The 18,399-nt window shown below is 68.7% G+C and carries 9 protein-coding genes and 3 pseudogenes; 6 read left to right on the forward strand and 6 right to left on the reverse strand.

The window, feature by feature from the left end; translation table 11 throughout:
• The first annotated feature begins 25 nt into the window (after nt 1-25).
• Both BJF87_RS07925 and BJF87_RS07930 read left to right on the forward strand, forming a co-directional pair.
• A complete protein-coding gene (locus BJF87_RS07925; protein WP_006360491.1) occupies nt 26-646 on the forward strand; it encodes a MarC family protein in 621 nt (206 codons plus the stop codon).
• 49 nt (nt 647-695) lie between these two features.
• Nucleotides 696-1,664, forward strand: coding sequence for a glycine betaine ABC transporter substrate-binding protein (locus tag BJF87_RS07930; protein ID WP_035750915.1), 969 nt, complete (start codon nt 696-698; stop codon nt 1,662-1,664).
• Nucleotides 1,665-1,667: 3 nt separating this feature from the next.
• Here the strand turns inward: BJF87_RS07930 and BJF87_RS07935 are convergent, their stop codons facing one another.
• Nucleotides 1,668-2,498 carry an SDR family oxidoreductase gene (locus BJF87_RS07935; RefSeq protein WP_006360493.1) on the reverse strand — a complete coding sequence of 277 codons (831 nt, stop codon included), beginning with the start codon at nt 2,496-2,498 and terminating at the stop codon, nt 1,668-1,670.
• A gap of 35 nt (nt 2,499-2,533) precedes the next feature.
• A pseudogene (locus BJF87_RS07940) lies at nt 2,534-4,086 on the reverse strand (flavin-containing monooxygenase).
• Nucleotides 4,087-4,161: 75 nt separating this feature from the next.
• Between BJF87_RS07940 and BJF87_RS07945 the strand changes: the two are divergent.
• Nucleotides 4,162-4,797 (forward strand): TetR/AcrR family transcriptional regulator, encoded by a 636-nt coding sequence (locus BJF87_RS07945; protein ID WP_035750757.1) that lies wholly within the window; start codon nt 4,162-4,164, stop codon nt 4,795-4,797.
• Nucleotides 4,798-4,865: 68 nt separating this feature from the next.
• Entirely contained in the window at nt 4,866-6,281 is a 1,416-nt protein-coding gene (locus BJF87_RS07950; protein WP_006360496.1) for a hypothetical protein, read from the forward strand.
• Between the two features lie 69 nt (nt 6,282-6,350).
• Here BJF87_RS07950 and BJF87_RS07955 read toward each other — a convergent pair.
• From BJF87_RS07955 to BJF87_RS07970, 4 genes and pseudogenes are all read right to left on the reverse strand, one after another.
• Nucleotides 6,351-10,107 (reverse strand): annotated as a pseudogene (locus BJF87_RS07955) (multifunctional oxoglutarate decarboxylase/oxoglutarate dehydrogenase thiamine pyrophosphate-binding subunit/dihydrolipoyllysine-residue succinyltransferase subunit).
• A 192-nt stretch (nt 10,108-10,299) separates the two neighbouring features.
• Nucleotides 10,300-14,258: pseudogene (locus BJF87_RS07960) on the reverse strand (ABC transporter ATP-binding protein).
• The gene (locus BJF87_RS07965) at nt 14,255-14,980 is read right to left on the reverse strand and encodes a hypothetical protein (protein WP_006360499.1); all 726 of its coding nucleotides are present in this window, start codon (nt 14,978-14,980) and stop codon (nt 14,255-14,257) included. The pseudogene BJF87_RS07960 and the gene BJF87_RS07965 overlap by 4 nt, the downstream one beginning before the upstream one ends.
• On the reverse strand, nt 14,977-16,053 hold the full coding sequence (locus BJF87_RS07970; protein ID WP_035750916.1) for a glutathione S-transferase family protein: 1,077 nt from the start codon (nt 16,051-16,053) through the stop codon (nt 14,977-14,979). The genes BJF87_RS07965 and BJF87_RS07970 overlap by 4 nt, the downstream gene beginning before the upstream one ends.
• Before the next feature lie 122 nt (nt 16,054-16,175).
• Here BJF87_RS07970 and BJF87_RS07975 point away from each other — a divergent pair, with 122 nt between their 5' ends.
• Together BJF87_RS07975 and BJF87_RS07980 are read left to right on the forward strand one after the other, a co-directional pair.
• On the forward strand, nt 16,176-16,841 hold the full coding sequence (locus BJF87_RS07975) for a PadR family transcriptional regulator (protein WP_006360501.1): 666 nt from the start codon (nt 16,176-16,178) through the stop codon (nt 16,839-16,841).
• Nucleotides 16,842-16,843: 2 nt separating this feature from the next.
• Nucleotides 16,844-18,397, forward strand: a complete 1,554-nt coding sequence (locus tag BJF87_RS07980; protein ID WP_035750762.1) for a DHA2 family efflux MFS transporter permease subunit — start codon at nt 16,844-16,846, stop codon at nt 18,395-18,397.
• Nucleotides 18,398-18,399: the final 2 nt, after the last annotated feature.

Genomic DNA, 18,399 nt, shown 5'->3' on the forward strand with positions numbered 1-18,399 from the left:
CGTGCCTCCCCAGTAGGATTCGGCCGTGCCTTTCGACGTCACCGTGTACACGACCACGTTGATCACGCTGATCGTCATCATGGACCCGCCGGGACAGATCCCGTTGTTCCTCAGCCTGGTCGGCCAGCGGTCGCCCGAGTACCGGCGGCGCGCGGCCTGGCAGGCACCCCTCGTGAGCCTCCTGGTGATCAGCGTCTTCGCGATCGGCGGCAAGGCGATCCTGAACTATCTGCACATCGGCATCCCGGCGCTCCAGGGCGCGGGCGGACTGCTCCTGCTGCTGGTCGCGCTGCAACTCCTCACCGGATTGGGCAACGCCGGCAACCCGAAGGCGTCCGACGACGTCAACGTGGCGCTCGTGCCGCTGGGCACCCCGCTGCTCGCCGGACCGGGCGCCATCGCCGCGGTCATCGTGCAGGTCAGCAGCGTCGACGGGGAGGCCGCCGGCTACCTGGCCATCGCGGCCGCGATCATCAGCGTGCACATCGTGGTGATGCTGGTGCTCCGGTACTCGACGGTTCTGATCCGCGTACTCGGCGTCGGCGGTATCACCCTGCTGGCCAAGATCGCCGGTCTGCTGCTCGCCGCGATCGCCGTCCAGCTCATCGCGAGCTCGATCATGGGCTTCATCGCCGAGGGTGTCTGAAGCCAGTGGGCCAGAACAGATGACGGCGCCCAACAGATACGGTGGCTACGTGGAAAAACGCATCGTCCGCAAGCGTCTCGTGGTGGTCACCGGACTGATCGCGGCCCTGGCCGTTGTTCTCGTCGGGTGCGGGGACGAAGCCGGTTCGCCGCCGCCGGGGATCGTGATCGGCTCGTCCGAGGACGCGGCCATGCGGGTGATGGCCGAGGTGTACGCGGGCGCCCTGCGGAACGCGGGTTCGGTCGTGTCCGCCGATCAGCTGCGCGGAGACGACGCGGCGCTGCTCGACGAGATGGACCGCGCCGACGTCGACCTCTTCCCGGCCTTCACCGGGGACCTCCTGACGTTGCTCGCCCCGTCGTCGACCGCGGTCGGCGCCGAGGACGTCTACGTCGAGCTGAACCGCTCGCTGCCGCAGGGCGTCTCGGTCGGCGACGAGACACCGGTCTCCGGTGCGCCGCAGATCTTCGTGTCGACGACCCTCGCCGGCAGCGTCGGCGCGAGCGGCCTCGACGACTGCGCACTCCTCCCACCGGGCCTGCCGGTGGTCGCCACCTCCGACCCCGATCCGGCGACGCTCGACGCCTTTGCCTCGGCGGGATGCCGTCTGGGACCGGTGGAAACGTCCGGCACCACCGACGAAGTGCTGCAGCGCGCATCCGAGGGCAACGCGGTCGGCCTGCTCACCCCGCTCGACATCGCGGGAGAGGACGCCGAGGGCGCGTCGTCCGACGTTCAGGCGCTACGCACGTCGGCCGGTGGCGGCGACACCGCCGACAATCCGCCCGCCGACGAACCGCGTACCGAACGCACGCCCGAGGAACAGTCCGGACCGCGCGCCGAGGTGCTCGTCCCGGTGTTCCGGTCGGCCGCGCTCAACCGCGATCAGGTCAAGACCATGAACAAGGTCGCCGGCGAGATCACCACCGCCGACCTCGCCACGATGGCGGGCGAGGTCGAGACGGGTGGTGATCCGCGCGAGGTCGCGCTCGAGTGGCTGGCCGAGCACGGCCTGTAGCCGCTACTGCGCCTTCGACAACGCCCAGGCGGTCGCCTTCGCCGAGACCCACTGGTACTTCGACGCGACGATGCGCACCGCAATGTCGAGGACCTTGGCGTCGGCGCCGACCAGGACGCGCGCCTTGTCCTTCCGCACGCCCGCGATGATGACGTCGGCGGCGTCCTCACTCGACATCCGCGCGAGGTAACGGTCGAAGAAGGCGGCGGTGGCCTTCTGGTCGTGGTCGCCGGACACGGTGGCGTTGCGGGCGATCGCGGTCTTGATGCCGCCGGGGTGCACGCAGGTCACCTTCACCGGGTGCTTGGCGATGATCATCTCCTGGCGCAGGGCCTCGGTGAAGCCGCGGACGGCGAACTTGGCCGAGTTGTACGCGGCCTGACCGGGTTCGGCGAGAAGACCGAACAGCGACGACGTGTTGACGATGTGGCCGTCACCCGAGGCGATCAGATGAGGCAGGAACGCCTTGGTGCCGTTGACGACTCCCCAGTAGTCGACGTCCATGACGCGCTCGATGTCCTTGAACTCGGTGCGTTCGACCTCACCGTGATGCGCGATGCCCGCGTTGTTGAACACCACGTTGACCACGCCGAAATGGTTCTTGACGGTGTCGGCGTAGGTCAGCACGGCCTCCCGCTCGGCGACATTGAGAAGTTGCGAATGCACCTGTGCGCCGGCCGCTTTCACGAGGCGCTCGGTCTCCGCCAGTCCGTCGGGCGTGACGTCGGAGATGGCCAGGCGGGCACCCTGTCCGGCGAGTTTGACGGCGATGTCACGGCCCATGCCCGAACCGGCACCGGTGATCACCACGACCTTGTCGCGAAAGTCCTTCATGAGTTTGTCCTCGAATCTCTTCGGTGCGCCGGGTCTCAGGCGTTCACGGCAGCGGGCTGATCGGTCGTCGACTCGCCCTGTCCGGGCGCTGCGACCGCCGGGCGTCGTGCACCGCGGGTGACATCGTATGCGGCGATGTCGAAGCGGCGGGTGATGTTGCGGAACGCGAAGGTGAATCCCGGCCACAGCGTGGTGATGTTGCCGTTGGCGTCCTTGTACCAGGACGCGCAGCCGCCGTTGACCCACACGCTGTTGCGCAGCTTGTGCTGGATGCCCGCGTTGTACTCCTGCTGGGCCGACATCCGGACCTCGGTCCGGGTGATTCCCTGGGCTCGAACGGTTTTCAGGTAGTCCACGAGGTAATTGAGCTGCGACTCGATCATGTACACCATCGAGGTGTGGCCGAGGCCGGTCGACGGTCCGACCATCAGCATCATGTTCGGGAAGCCGTGGACGAACGAACCCTTGTAGCCCTGCATGCCGATCTCGGCCCAGACGTCTGCGAGGCTCCGCTGATCCTTGCCGACGATCTTGTCGAAGACGGGGGAGTCGGTGACGTGGAAGCCGGTGGCGACGACGATGACGTCGACCTCACGGGTCGTGCCGTCCTTGGCGACGACGCCGTTCGCGGTGATGCGGTCGATCCCGTCGGTGACGAGGTCGACGTTGGGCCGGGCGAGGGCGGGGTACCAGTCGTTGGACCGCAGGATGCGCTTGCAGCCGACCTGGAAGGTGGGGGTGCCTTGCGGCGGAGCTCGGCGTCACGGCCGACGCCGCGCAGGATGTTCGCCCGGCAGAGCAGTTCGACGGGCTTGAGGGCGGTGGGCGAGTAGGTCAGGCCGAAGGCGACGACCTCGTTGGCGGCGTAGATCCCGCCGCGGACGGCCGACTGGTAACCGGGGACGTTCTTGTAGGCCCAGTGCTCGAGCTTGGTGTACGCGCGCTCGGTGCGGGGGACGATCCACGGTGCGGTGCGCTGGTAGACGTCGAGGCGCGAGGTCACCTTGGCGAGCTCCGGGACCAGCTGGATGGCCGACGCGCCGGTGCCGATGACGGCGACGCGCTGTCCGGTGAAGTCGTGGTCGTTGTCCCAGCGGGCGGAGTGGACGATCTTGCCCTGGAAGGACTCGATGCCGTCGATGTCCGGGAGGTTCGGCTCGCAGAGCGGGCCGACGCCGCCGATCATCACGCGGGCGCGGACCTGTTCGGGCTTGCCGTCGCGTTCGGTGTCGATGATCCAGCGACCCTCGTCCTCGTTCCATGCGGCGTTGGTGACCTCGGTGCCGAAGCGCGACCGGGCGGCGATGTCGTGGCGGGCCGCGACATCGTTGATGTAATCGTGGATCTCCGGCTGGTGCGAGTACGACCGCGACCAGGTGGGGTTCTTCGCGAACGAGTAGGAGTACAGCTGCGAGGGCACGTCGCAGGCGGCGCCGGGGTAGGTGTTGTCGCGCCAGGTGCCCCCGAAGTCGCGGCCGCGATCGAGGAGGACGAAGTCGTCGAATCCGTGTTGCCTCATCCGGATGGCGGCACCCAGCCCCGAGAAGCCGGCCCCGATGATGGCGATCTCTACATCGTTCGTTGTCATGGTGTCACCATAGGGGTGATACTGAACACGTGTCAATAGTTATTGAACAAGACTCAATAGGAGTAGTCTGGCCGGGTGACCGGTAGAGGAACGGCTGCCGCGCCGGTGATCGGGGACAAGCAAACCGCATCCAAGCGCACCCGGATGAGTCCGGAGGCGCGTCGCGACCAGCTCCTCGAGTTCGGTCTGGAGATGGTGCGGGACCGTCCGCTCGAGGAGATCACCATTGACGCCATCGCCGATGCGGCCGGGGTGTCGCGGGCGCTGCTGTTCCACTATTTCGCCTCCAAGCAGGACTATCACGTCGCGATCGCGCAGGCCCAGGCCGACCGGATGCTGGCGTGTACCGAACCGGACGCGTCCCTCGGGGACCCGATCGCCATCCTGACCGCCTCGATGGCGGCGTTCGTCGACTTCGTCAGCGAGAACCGCTCCGCCTACACCGCTCTCATCCGCGGGGCGTCGAGCTCGGATCCCGCGATGCGCGACGTCTTCGACCGAACCCGTGAGGTCATGGTGGGCCGGGTTCTCGATCACGCACCGGCATTCGGCGTCGAGGTCACCCCGACGGTCGTGCTGAGCGTCCACGGCTGGGTCGCCTTCGTCGAGGAGACGACGATCCGCTGGCTGACCTCGCCGACGGTCACCCGCGAGGACCTGCTCGGCCTGATCACCGCCGCCCTTCCGACACTCGCCGGCGCCGCGTCCTAGACTCCCACGGGGAGGACGACGGGGGAGTCGGCATCGACCGCGGGGTCGATCTTCAGTGAGGTGGACCTATGGCGCCCTTGTCACGCACGGATCCGGTTGACGAACGGAGTGGGCGACTCGCCACAGACGACGCACCGTTCTGGTTCGCGACCCCGGCACTCGGCTGGTCGGTGGTGCTGCAGATGGTGTGGGTCTTCGAGGACGAGGTCTCCCTCGAGGCACTGACCGCGATGAACGCCGCGCTGGCCCGCGGACGCATGCACCGGATGCTGGTGTCGTCCACCGTGTACGGCTCGCGTCCCCGCTGGGTCCCGGCGCCCGACGCCCCGGGGCTGGCCGTGGATCCCCTCCCGATTCCCGATGCCGGCGTCGACGCATGGGCGACCGCCGAGATGTCGACGGTCCCGCTCGACGCCGAGGGCGGTCGCTGTTGGCGCCTGCGGAGCGCGCCCACCCAATCCGGCGGCACCGCGCTGTCACTGTGTGCCCTGCACGTGGTCACCGACGGACGGGGCATGGTCGCCGCAGCCGCCGCGGCGGCACGCGAATCGGGCGTACCCGTCGCCGTCGCGGACGAGCGGACCTCGGCAGCGGGAGGTTCTCTGTCGGCAGGTTCGGAGTCCCGGGGTTCCTGGCGCCGCGGACGCCTCGACGATGTCGCCGACGCCGTGGCGCAGGCTGGTGCAGTCGTCGTCGGCATCGCCCGGGCGGCCGCCGAGAGCCGCAAGGCCTCGGGGCTCGAACCGGATCCGCGGCCGGAACGTCCCCCGCTCGCGGAGCGGTCCCCGGCAGCGAAGTTCACCTGGGCGACCGCGTCGATCCCCGCCGGCGACTGGGACCGCGTCGCGGCCGATCACGGCGGCACCTCCAACACCCTGTTCATCGCGGTCGTGAGCGGCCTCCTCCGATCCGGGGGACGGTCCCCGCTGGGGACCCCGATCAAGGTCGGGGTACCGGTGGATCGTCGTGAGGGCGAAGAGGACACCCGGACCAACGCGATCGCAGGGGTGTCGGTGTTCCTGACCGACGAGCCGGTGCCGGGAGGTGACCTCGCCGGGATTCGGGCTGCATGCAAGGCCGCGTTCGTGCGGCTGTCCGAAGGCCGCCGCGCGCCCCACATCTACCTTCGTCCGCTCGCCTGGTTCCTGCCGGTCTCGGTGCTGATCAAGCTCGTCGGCGGCGGTGCCGGCAAGGGCATGCCCGACGCGGTGATCTCCAACATCGGTGAGGTGACGCCGGAGGCCACCGTGGTCGGCGGCCGGACCGCGCGCCGCATGGCGCTGCGCGGCATGACCCAGGGCGTCGACCCCGCGTCCGGGCATCGCTTCGGCGACGGCGTGCAGTCGTGGCTGATCCGGACCCCGGAGCAGGTGTCGTTCACCGTCCTCGGACTCGACGACGAGGCCTTCGGCTCCGACGCCGTACTCCGGGACCTCCTCACCTCCGAACTCGCGGCCTGGGGGCTCCCGCACGAGATCTGGTGAGTTCGACACAGCAAGGCGGCCCCCGCCGGACCGAGTCCGGCGGGGGCCGCCTTTGTCTGTGAGGGTTCGCTACTCGCCGAACGCCTCGTCGAGGATCTCCTGCTGCTCGACCGCGTGCACCTTGCTCGAACCCGAGGACGGGGCCGACATCGGGCGACGCGAGACGCGGCGCAGGCCACCGAGGACATCCGGCAGCACCTCGGGCAGCCACAGGCCGAGGAACGGCCACGGGCCCTGGTTGGCCGGCTCCTCCTGGACCCAGCGGAACTCGCTGGCGTTGCCGTACTGCTCCAGCGTGTTGCGCAGGCGGCGGTGCGGCACCGGGTAGAGCTGCTCGATGCGGACGATCGCGATGTCCTCGCGATCCTCCTTGTCACGACGGGCCGCGAGCTCGTAGTAGAGCTTGCCGCTCACCAGCAGGACGCGCTTGACCTTGCTGCGGTCGGCGTCGCCCTTGGCGAACTTCGGGTCGTCGATGACCGAACGGAACTTGTCGTCGGTGAAATCAGACACCGGGCTGACGGCGGCCTTGTTGCGCAGCATCGACTTCGGGGTGAAGACGATGAGCGGTCGGCTGATGCCGTCGAGGACGTGACGACGCAGCAGATGGAAGTAGCTCGCCGGGGTCGACGGCAGTGCGACGGTCATCGAGCCCTCGGCACACAGCTGCAGGAAGCGCTCGATGCGGCCGGAGGTGTGGTCGGGACCCTGGCCCTCGTGGCCGTGCGGCAGCAGCAGCACCACGTCGGAGAGCTGACCCCACTTGGCCTCACCGGACGAGATGAATTCGTCGATGATCGACTGTGCGCCGTTGACGAAGTCGCCGAACTGCGCCTCCCACAGCACGAGTGCGTCCGGGTTGCCCACGGAGTAGCCGTACTCGAAGCCGACGACACCGAACTCTGACAGCGGCGAGTCGTACACCATGAACCGGCCGCCGTTGCTCTCCTCGCCGGCGGGCTGCAGGTGGTTCAGCGGGGTGTACTCCGAACCGTTCTGACGGTCGATGAGCACCGAGTGGCGCTGCGTGAACGTACCGCGGCGCGAGTCCTGACCGGACAGGCGGACGGTGCGTCCCTCCATCACCAGCGAACCGAACGCGAGGAGTTCGGCGAAGGCCCAGTCGATGTTGCCGTTGCGGGCGGCCTCGGCACGACGCTCCAGAACCGGCTTCACGCGCGCATGCGGGGTGAAGCCCTCCGGGACGTTGACGAAGGCGTCGCCGATGGTCTGCAGGACTTCCTTGTCGACCGCGGTCACCAGCTTGGTCGGCAGGGTCTGGTCGGCCTGGATGGACGGCGACGGCTCGGCGTGGTACTTCTCGAGTTCTTTGACCTCGTTGAAGACCCGTTCGAGCTGTCCCTGGTAATCACGCAGAGCGTCCTCGGCCTCCTTGGTCGAGATGTCACCACGACCGATCAGGCTTCGGTGTAGCTCTTGCGGACGCCGCGCTTGGTGTCGATGACCTCGTACATCGCCGGCTGCGTCATCGAGGGGTCGTCGCCCTCGTTGTGGCCGCGGCGGCGGAAACAGACGAGGTCGATGACGACGTCCTTGTTGTACGCCTGGCGGTAGTCGACGGCGAGCTTCGCGACCCAGACGCACGCCTCGGGATCGTCGCTGTTCACGTGGAAGATCGGCGCGCCGATCATCTTCGCGACGTCGGTGCAGTACTCGGTGGAACGCGAGTGCTCCGGGGCGGTGGTGAAACCGACCTGGTTGTTCACGACGATGTGCACGGTGCCGCCGGTGCGGTAACCGGGCAGCATCGCCATGTTGAGCGTCTCGGCGACCACGCCCTGACCGGCGAACGCGGCGTCGCCGTGCAGCATGAGCGGCAGGATCGGGAAGCTCTCGTCGTCGGCGTCGGCGATGAGGTCCTGCTTGGCGCGGACCAGGCCCTCGAGGACCGGGTCGACCGCCTCGAGGTGGCTCGGGTTGGCCGTCAGCGAGACGTTGATCTCGTTGTCGCCGAACATCTGGTAGTACTTGCCCTCGGCGCGAGGTGATACTTCACGTCACCCGAACCGTGCGCCTGCGACGGGTTCAGGTTGCCCTCGAACTCGGAGAAGATCTTCGAGTACGGCTTGCCGACGATGTTGGCGAGCACGTTGAGACGGCCGCGGTGCGGCATACCGATGACGACCTCGGTGAGGTTGTGCTCGGCGCTCTGGTCGATGACCGCGTCCATCATCGGGATGACCGACTCGGCACCCTCGAGCGAGAAGCGCTTCTGACCGACGTACTTGGTCTGCAGGAAGGTTTCGAAGGCCTCCGCCGCGTTCAGCTTGCTCAGGATGTACTTCTGCTCGCCGACCGGCGGCTTCACGTGCTTGACCTCGACACGTTCCTGCAGCCACTTCTGCTGGTCCGGTTCGAGGATGTGGGTGTACTCCACACCGACGTGGCGGCAGTAGGCGTCGCGCAGGATCGCCAGCACGTCGCGCAGCTTCATCTTCTCCTGGCCGTGGAAACCGCCGACCTTGAAGGTGCGGTCGAGATCCCAGAGGGTCAGGCCGTAGGTCGCGATGTCCAGATCAGGATGGCTGCTGCGCGCATCGCTGTTCATCATCAGCGGATCGATGTCGGCCATCAGGTGGCCGCGGCTGCGGTAGGCGGCGATCAGCTCGAGGACGCGGGTGCTCTTGTCGACGAGGCCGGCCGGGATGTCACGACGCCAGCGAACCGGCTCGTACGGCACGTGGAACGCGGTGAAGATCTCGTCGTAGAACGCGTCGTCGATCAGCAGCTGGTGGACGGTGCGCAGGAAGTCGCCCGATTCCGCTCCCTGGATGATGCGGTGATCGTAGGTCGAGGTCAGCGTCATCAGCTTGCCGACGCCGAGCTCGGCGATCTGCTCGTCGCTGGCGCCCTGGAACTCGGCCGGGTACTCCATCGCACCGGCGCCGATGATGGCGCCCTGGCCCTTCATCAGGCGGGGCACGGAGTGCACGGTGCCGATGGTGCCGGGGTTGGTCAGCGAGATGGTCACGCCGGAGAAGTCGTCGGCGCCGAGCTTGCCGTCACGCGCGCGCCGGACGATGTCCTGGTACGCGTTGTAGAACTCGGCGAAGCCCATCCTCTCGCACTCTTTGATGGCGGCGACGACGAGCGTGCGGTTGCCGTCCTTGCCGACCAGATCGATGGCCAGACCGAGGTTGGTGTGCGCGGGGGTGACGACGTTGGGCTTGCCGTCGATCTCGGCGTAGTGCCGATTCATGTTCGGGAAGGCCTTGATGGCCTGGACGATCGCGTAACCCAGGATGTGGGTGAAGCTGATCTTGCCGCCGCGGGTGCGGGCGAGGTGGTTGTTGACGACGATGCGGTTGTCGATCATCGCCTTCGCGGGAACCGCGCGAACACTGGTGGCCGTCGGGATCTGCAACGACAGCGCCATGTTCTTCGCGATGGCGGCGGCGGGACCGCGGAGCACCTTGTTGCCGTCCGCGGATTCCTTCTTGGACTCGGCGGCTGCGGGCTTGGCGGCAGCAGGCTTTTCAACTGCGGCGGGCTTCGGCTGGGAACGGGCGGAACCGTCACGGCTCGCGACGCTGTGGCCGGATGCGGCCTTGGTCGCGGTCGACTCCTTGGCAGGGGAGGGTTTGCGGGCAGAGGCGGTCCGCGTCGGTTCCTGATCGAGCGTGACCTGCTTGCGCGGTGCCGACTCGGCCGCGGGCTTCGCCGGTGCGCTGCCGTTGGAGGAGGGAGTGGTGGACGTCGATGCGGCGGACGCGGCACCACCGTTGTCTCCGGGCTTGTAACTCTTCAAGAGCTCATGCCAGCTCGGGTCCACCGAGCTCGGGTCCTCTTTGAATTGCTGGTACATTTCCTCGACCAGCCAGGTGTTCTGTCCGAAGTCAGAAATCGAACTGCTGCTCACAGCGGTATCTCGCCTCAATTCCCTGAAGGTGCCGGGTTCTCTGCCACACTGACGTCCCTTGTGGAGACTATCGGTGAACCAACTGCCGATGCTACGCGTCATCTGCTGCGTCACACCCACCGACCTGCTACTACAGAGTCAGATCGTCATCTCGGGTGATCCGGCGCGGATGGTCTGGTTGTCGGTTGCGGACGCGCCACGTCGAGCGTCCTGTCGCGAGCCCGCATGTGAGTCGGCGTCCACCGCGTCTGTACGCGCGGCGGTCACCGTCACACCGGGCTCCGTCACCGCGGCCTCGTCGGGATCGACACCGGCCTCCCAGAAGCCGCGATACAGACTGTCCAACGCCAGGAGTTGGTCGTGTGTTCCGAGTTCGACGATTCGGCCGCCGTCGACCACCGCGATGGTATCGGCGCGAGCCGCGGTGGCCAGCCGGTGCGCGACGATGACGGAGGTCCGGCGCCGAGTCATCGCCCGCCCGGCGGCCAGGACCTGCGCCTCGGTGGCCTGGTCGAGCGTGGCGGTCGCCTCGTCGAGCAGCAGGAGGTCGGGGTCGACGAGTTCGGCTCGGGCCAGTGCGATCAGCTGGCGCTGACCGGAGCTGAGGCCCTGGCCGCGTTCGCCGATGGGATGGTTCATGCGTCCCGGCAGGGCCGCGATCATCGGTAGGGCGCCCACCGCGGCCGCGGCCTCGACGATCGCGGCGCGATCGGCATCCGGCCGGCCGTAGGCGATGTTGTCCGCCACGGTCCCGGTGAACAGATGCGGCTCCTGCGGGACCAGGCCGAGTCGGCTGCGGTACCCGGAGAGGACGAGGTCGCCGATGTCGGTGCCGTCCACGAGGACGCGTCCGGTGGTCGGGTCGTAGAACCGGGCCAGCAGTTTCACGATCGTCGACTTGCCCGCGCCGGTTCGACCGACGAGGGCGAGCGAGGACCCGGCGGGGATGTGCAGGTCGACGTCGAGCAGGGCGTCGGATTCCGCGCCCTGATAGCGGAAGCCGACCCCGTCGAAATCGACCTCGCCGTCGAAGCCGGTGGCCGGCGGTGTCGTGGCGTCCGGGTTGACCCGCAGCGAACTCGGGGTCCGCAGCAGGTCGCCGATGCGCCGTAGGCCGACCGCCGCCTGCTGGTAACCGTCGAAGACCTGCGAGAGCTGCTGGACGGGACCGAACAGCATCGTGAGATAGAGGACGAAGGCGACCAGAGTGCCCGCGGTGAGTGAGCCGTCGGCCACCTGGCCGGCGCCGACGCCGAGTGCGATCGCGGTGGCGATGTCCGACATCAGCATGATCAGCGGGAAGTACGAGGCGATCGCCCGCTGCGAGACCATCCGTGCCGCGACCCACGCCGCCGAACGCTGCCCGAAACGCTTCTGTGCGTCGTCGGTGCGGAGGTAGGTCTGGGTGGTCTTGATCCCGGCGATGTTCTCCTGGAAGTCGGCGTTCACCGTGCTGATCAGTTCGCGGGACCGCGTGTAGGCGGCGCTCGCGACACGCCGGAAGACGACGGTCGCCACGACCAGCAGCGGGAAGACGGGTAACACCAGCAGTGCGAGCGACGGCCCGGTGACCAGCAACGCGACCGTGACGCCGACCAGGGTGAGGAGTGCGACGATCGCCGACGTCAGACCGGTCTGCAGGAAGGTCGACAACGCGTCGATGTCGGTCGTCATCCGCGTCATGATCCGACCCGACAGCTCGCGCTCGTAGTAGTCCAGGCCGAGGCGCTGGATGTGGGCGTAACTGCGGATGCGCAGTCCGAACAGCACGCGCTCACCCGCTCGGGTGGAGGTCATCGTCAACACGGACGCGGCGACCCACCCGACGCCGACGAGTGCCACACCGCCGACCGCCGCCCACCACAGGGTGCGCTGGTCGTGGTCGCCGGCCGCGTCGATGACGGCGCGGGCGATGCTGGGGAAGGCCAGGCCGACGAGGGTGTCGACGGCGATGGCGACCAACGCGAAGGCGAGCAGCCAGCGGACCGGTCGTAGGAGGCCGCGGAGGGTGAAGTCCGGGTTCTCGCGCCGGGCGTCGGCGACGTCCACCGCTGGGTCCTCGACGGCCGGCGGCAGCGCGTCGACCCTCGCCTGGAGTTCGGGCGTCGCCGGCATCGACCCCAGTGCGCTGGCGACACCGCCGCCCCGCTGCCCGGTCCGCGTGCCCGCGCCCACCGCCGGGCCGGTCCGCGTATACGTCTGCTCGTCGAGGAATTGCGTTGTCGGCCAGAAGCTCTCGACGGTGTGGTCGGAGATGCTCGGCCGGCTGGGCGGCGAGACGACGTCCGGGTCACCGACGGCGTTCGTCATCAGCTCGCGGAACCGCGCCGAGGAGGCCTCGAGCTCGGCCGGCGTCCCGATCGCGGTGATCCGGCCCTCGTCCAGCACGGCGACCCGGTCGGCGAGGACGAGTGTCGACCGCCGGTGGGCGAGGACCAGCATGGTGCGTCTCTGATCACGTAGGCGGCCGAGGATCCGGGCCTCGGTGGTGGCGTCGACCGCCGATGTCGCGTCGTCGAGCACCAGGACGCGCGGGTCGGCGAAGAGGGCACGCGCGAGGGCGATCCGCTGGCGCTGTCCGCCGGAGAGGGTCAGGCCGCGTTCGCCGACGACGGTGTCGTAGCCGTCCGGGAGTGCCTCGATGAACTCGGTGGCCTCGGCCGCGGCCGCCGCGGCTCGCACCCGGTCGGCGAGCGAATCGGGGTCGGCGGTGGCGCCCGGTCCCATGGCGATGTTCGCGGTGATGGTGTCGGAGAAGAGGAACGGTTCGTCGAAGACGGCGGCGACGGCTTCGTGCAGCGCAGTCGGCGACAGCGAGTCCACCAGGTGCGGGCCGTCGGCGCCGACAAGGGAGATCGTGCCGGCGTCGGGTCTCTCGTAGCGGCTGACCAGGTCGGCGATGGTCGACTTCCCGGAGCCGGGTGGCCCGACGATCGCCACGCATTCGCCGGGTTCGATACGCAGGTCGATCCCGCTCAGCACGGCGGGCGGATCGTCGGCCTCGTGGGTGTGATGGGCGAAGGAGACGTTCTCCAGTTCGACGCCGAGCGGGCCGTCGGGCAGCGTGCCGGTCGCGGTCTCACCGGGATCGCGCGGGTGATCGATGACGTCGTAGACGCGTTCCACCGCCGCGCGGGCGAGCTGGGCGTTGACGATGAGATTGGTGAGCAGACGGGCAATGCCGGTCATCGCGGTGACGTAGGTGGTGAACGCGAGGAACGTGCCGGCGGTGATCGCGTCCGTCATCGTCAGGTAGCCGCCGACGACGATCACGCCGACCATGCCGAGTTGGGGGATGGCGCTCAGGGTGGGGGCGAAACGGGCGTTGATCCGGGCCGCGCGCAGGCGCCGGGCGAACAAGGTGCGGCAGCGCGTCACCAGTCCGTCGACGGCGCGGTCCTCCTGGCCGAAGCCCTTGACGACGCGGACGCCGGTGACGGTCTCCTCCACGTGCTGGGCCACATCGGCCGCGGACTGCTGCGCGGACCACGTCGCCGCGAAGAGCTTTCGGCGGGTACGGAAGACCTCCAGGGCGATCAGCGGCGCGATCACCAGTGCGACGGCGGTGAGCAGCGGGGAGAGATAGGCCATGACTCCGAGCGCGACGACCATCTGCACGCGGCACCCAACGAGAGCGGTGCCATCGCCAGCAAGCCCTGGACCACCTGGATGTCGGAGATGGAGCGGGAGACGATCTGTCCCGTCCGGATCTGGTGCTGGCTGCGGCCGTCGAGGTGCAGCAGGGTGTCGAGCAGGCGCCGGCGCAGGTTGTTCTGCACGTTGACCGCGAGGCGGCCGGCGAACACGCGCCGTCCGAAGTGGCAGGCGTAACGCACGAACGCGAGAACGACCAGGCCCGTGATGATGGTGGACAAGGCGAGGCCGTCGTCGATCACGCCGGTGGCCCGGTCGATCGCGCCCTTGGCCAGCAGGGGCATCACGACGTCGACGGCCACCGCGATCATCGTGACGGTCAGGGTCACGATGACGATGCGGCGATAACGCCACGCCTCGCCGAGCAGCTTCCGGATCCAGCCCGGCGGCGAGGTGGTTGGGGTGCTCCCGGTGGCGGGAGGCATGGTCGGCTCCGGGATCACCGGGAGCCGGGCGGTAGCGGGCTCGTCTCGTTCACCACCTCGGCGTCGAGAACCCAGAAGGCAGGTGCGGGGCCGAATGCCTCCCGCGCGTTGTTGACCACCTTGCGGCCGAGCGCGCGGCTTCCCGCGCCGCCGATGACCGCTCCGATGCCGGCGGGCATCAGCTTGCCGAAGATCAACGGCGCGCGCCGGATCGCGTACTTGCGCACGAGCTTGTTGACCAGGGTCTTGTTGAGTTTGGTGATGGCGCCCGACGGCAGGGCCGCACCGCCGAGCCGGCGCAGGGGGCCGCCGCGCGTACCGACGACCCGGCCGAGGGCGAGCACACCTTCCTCGCCGAGCGCGACCGCCAGGACGAGCGACTTGCGTCGATCGGTCTCGTGGACGCCGATGCCGTGGACCTCGGCGATCGACAGGGCGAGCAGTGCCGAGGCTTCGAGGAAGAAGGCGGTGTCGCCGGTCATCGCGCCGAAGGCCGTCATCGTCCCGACCCCGGGCACGGCGGCTGCCGCGCCGACCGCTCCACCTGAACCGGTGACCGCGTTCAGGTAGCGCTTCTCGAGGCGCTCGATGATCTGGGCGGGGGAGTCGTCGGGGTACTTGCGGCGCAGCGAGTCGACGTATTTCTTGACCGCCGGGCCCTGCAGGCGCTGCGCGCGGTCGAGGATGCCGCCGGTGACCTCGACGGCCTTGCCGGCGGGCTTGGGAGTGGGGTCGGTCATGACTGGGGTACCCAATTCTCCTGGGGGACGACCTCGTCGGGCCGTGGGGGGCCGGGCGGCGTGCCGTCGCCGAAGGGACGCCCGCCGAGTTCCTCGCGGTGGTGTGGGGTCAGCCATCCCCGCAGGTCGGGGCCCTTGGGCACGATCTGCGTGGGGTTCACATCGGTGTGCACGATGTAGTAGTGCTGCTTGATCTGGGTGAAATCGGTGGTGTCGCCGAAGCCGGGGGTCTGGAACAGGTCGCGGGCGTAGGCCCACAGCACCGGCATCTCGCTGAGCTTGCTGCGATTGCACTTGAAATGGCCGTGGTAGACGGGATCGAAGCGGGCGAGGGTCGTGAACAGCCGGACGTCGGCCTCGGTGATGGTGTCGCCGACCAGGTACCGCTGCGTCGACAACCGCTCGGACAGCTCGTCGAGCTTGGTGAACAGGCGGTCGTAAGCGGCCTCGTAGGCCTCCTGGCTGCCGGCGAACCCGCACCGGTAGACGCCGTTGTTGACCTCGGTGTAGATCCCGTGGCTGACCTCGTCGATCTCGTCGCGCAGGCGTTCGGGGTAGAGCTCGGGCGCGCCGTCGCGGTGGAACGCGGTCCATTCCAGCGAGAAGTCGATCGTCATCTGGGGGAAGTCGTTGGTGACGACCTCACCGGTGGGGACGTCGACGATCGCCGGCACGGTGATCCCCTTGGGGTAACCCGGGATCCGCTTCTCGTAGGCGTCCTTGAGGCGCGGGATCTGCAGGACGGGGTCGAGGCCCCCGGGGTCGAGGTCGAAGGTCCACGAGTTCTTGTCGTGGGTGGGTCCGCACAGTCCGAGTGAGATGGCGTCCTCGAGCCCGAGGAGTCGGCGGACGATGAGCGTCCGGTTGGCCCAGGGGCAGGCGCGTGCGGCGACGAGACGATAGCGCCCGGCCTCGACGGGGTAGCCGTCCCGGCCGTCGGCGGTGATGCGGGTCTCGATGTACTTGGTGTCCCGCACGAACTCCTGGCCGGACATCACATAGCTGCCCTGCTCCCCGGAATCGGTTGTCCCGGTGGGGTCGCTCTGGGTGGATTCCTCCGGCGCATGAGTCATGCCGTCCACAGTAATGATGGCCGGCGACACTTGGCAGCAACCGAACACCTGCGTATATTCCGACTGGAATATTCGACGCCGATCAGCGGTCCCGCAGGCCGCCCGGACCAAGGGGGTCGCGCATGGCGTGTTCCGCACCGCTCGGACCGGTGGCGATCCTGGTGCTCGGCCTTCTCCTCGAGCGTCCGATGCACCCGTACGAGATGGTTCAGACGACCGTCGCGCGTCGCGAGGACCGGTTGGCGAAGTTCCGCGCCGGCACCCTGTACCACGCGGTCGACCGGCTGTCGGAGAACGGATTGATCGAGGTCCACGAGGTCCGTCGCGAGGGCAACCGGCCCGAACGGACCGTGTACGCGATCACCGGCCCGGGTCGGGAGGCTCTGACCGAGAACCTCGAACGCATCCTCGAGACGAGACCCGAGGAGTACCCGGAGCTCTACCTCGCCCTGTCGGAGGCGCATGGTCTGCCCCGGGACCGGGTCGTCGAACTCCTCGAACGGCGGGTCGCGACCATGCGGGCCGACCTCGCCGACGTCGAGGCCGCCGTCACGGAGTTCCGGGCCCACGGGAAACCGGAGATGTTCTTCCTCGACGGGGGTTGCCGGATCGCGACGCTCACCGCCCAGATCGCCTGGCTCGACGACCTCGTCGACCGGCTCCGCACTCACCGCATCGACTGGCTCGACGATCCGGATTCGCCGTATCTCGTTCCGACCCAGCCGAATCCCGCCACGGCACCGAATGCCGCGGCAGACGCCGAACACCTCGCACAGAAGGTCGAGTAGTGATGACCCGTTCCACCCCTGACACCGGGGTCACCGGCTCCGAGGTGACGACGAGGCCCTGGGCGGCGCTGATGGCGCTGTGCGTGGGCTTCTTCATGATCCTCGTCGACATGACGATCGTGGCGGTCGCGCAGCCGCGCATCCAGGCCGACCTGAACACCGACGTCAACGGCGTCGTGTGGGTCACGAGCGCCTACCTGCTGACCTATGCGGTGCCGTTGCTCATCACCGGGCGCCTCGGCGACAAGTACGGGCCGAAGTCGATGTACCAGATCGGCCTGATCGTCTTCACGATCGCCAGCGTGTGGTGCGGACTGTCGGATTCGATCGGCGAGCTCATCGCCGCTCGCGCCCTGCAGGGCGTCGGCGCCGCGCTCATCACCCCGCAGACGATGTCGCTGATCACGCGTACCTTCCCGCCGGAGAAGCGCGGTGCGGCCATGGGTATCTGGGGCACGGTCGCCGGGGTCGCGACCCTCGTGGGGCCGCTGCTCGGCGGCGTCCTCACCGACGCGTTCGGCTGGGAATGGATCTTCTTCATCAACGTGCCCGTCGGCATCGCGGGACTCGTGCTGGCCGCGGTCCTGGTCCCGCAGGTCGAGACCAACGACCACCAGTTCGACTGGATCGGCGTGGGCTTGTCGGCCGTCGGCCTGTCCGCGCTCGTGTTCGGCATCCAGGAGGGCGAGAGCTTCGACTGGGCCGCCTGGGTCTGGGCCCTGATCGGCGGCGGGCTCATCTTCCTCGGCGTCTTCGTCTGGTGGCAGTCGCGCATCCGGACCGAGCCGCTGCTCCCGCTCTCGCTGTTCCGGGATCGCAACTTCGCGCTGGCCACCGTGGGCATCTCCTCGATGGGCTTCGCGGTGTCGGCCATGATGATCCCGCTGACCTTCTTCCTGCAGCTCGTCGGCGGGATGACCCCGACCCAGTCGGCGGTCGTGCTGGTGCCGATGGCGATCCTGACGGGCATCCTCGCGCCGATCGTCGGTCGCGTGGTCGACCGTGTGCACCCGCGGGCCATCGTCTCCACCGCGCTGCTGCTCAACGCGATCGCCATCGGCTGGCTGGGTGTGGTCGCGCGACCGGACACCCCGGTCTGGATGATCATCCTGCCCCTGTGCCTGATGGGTGTCGCGTCGGCCGGTATCTGGGCTCCCTTGGCCGCCACCGCGACCCGCAACCTGCCGTGGCATCAGGCCGGTGCGGGCGCCGGTGTGTACAACACCCTGCGCGTGATCGGCTCGGTGCTGGGCTCGGCGATGATCGGTGCCCTCCTGCAGTCGCGCCTCGCCGCCGAGCTGCCCGGGATCGACGCCGGCGCCGCGCAGGATGCGAGTGGCGCGAACCAGCTTCCGGAGTTCCTCCGCGAGGGCTTCGCCTCCGCGATGGGGCAGTCGCTGTTCCTCCCCGCGGCGGCGTTGCTGGTCGGCGTCGTGGCGACGTTCTTCTTCGTGCGGCCCGCGCATCAGATGCCGCCGGCCGCGGCCGTACCCGGTGGGCCCGCCGATGCCGCGGCGGGTAGCGCGACTCACAATGCCCCGTTGACCGGGGCCTGAGC

It is taken from the genome of Gordonia sp. CNJ-863 (genome assembly GCF_001942325.1).
Lineage (GTDB): Bacteria > Actinomycetota > Actinomycetes > Mycobacteriales > Mycobacteriaceae > Gordonia > Gordonia alkanivorans.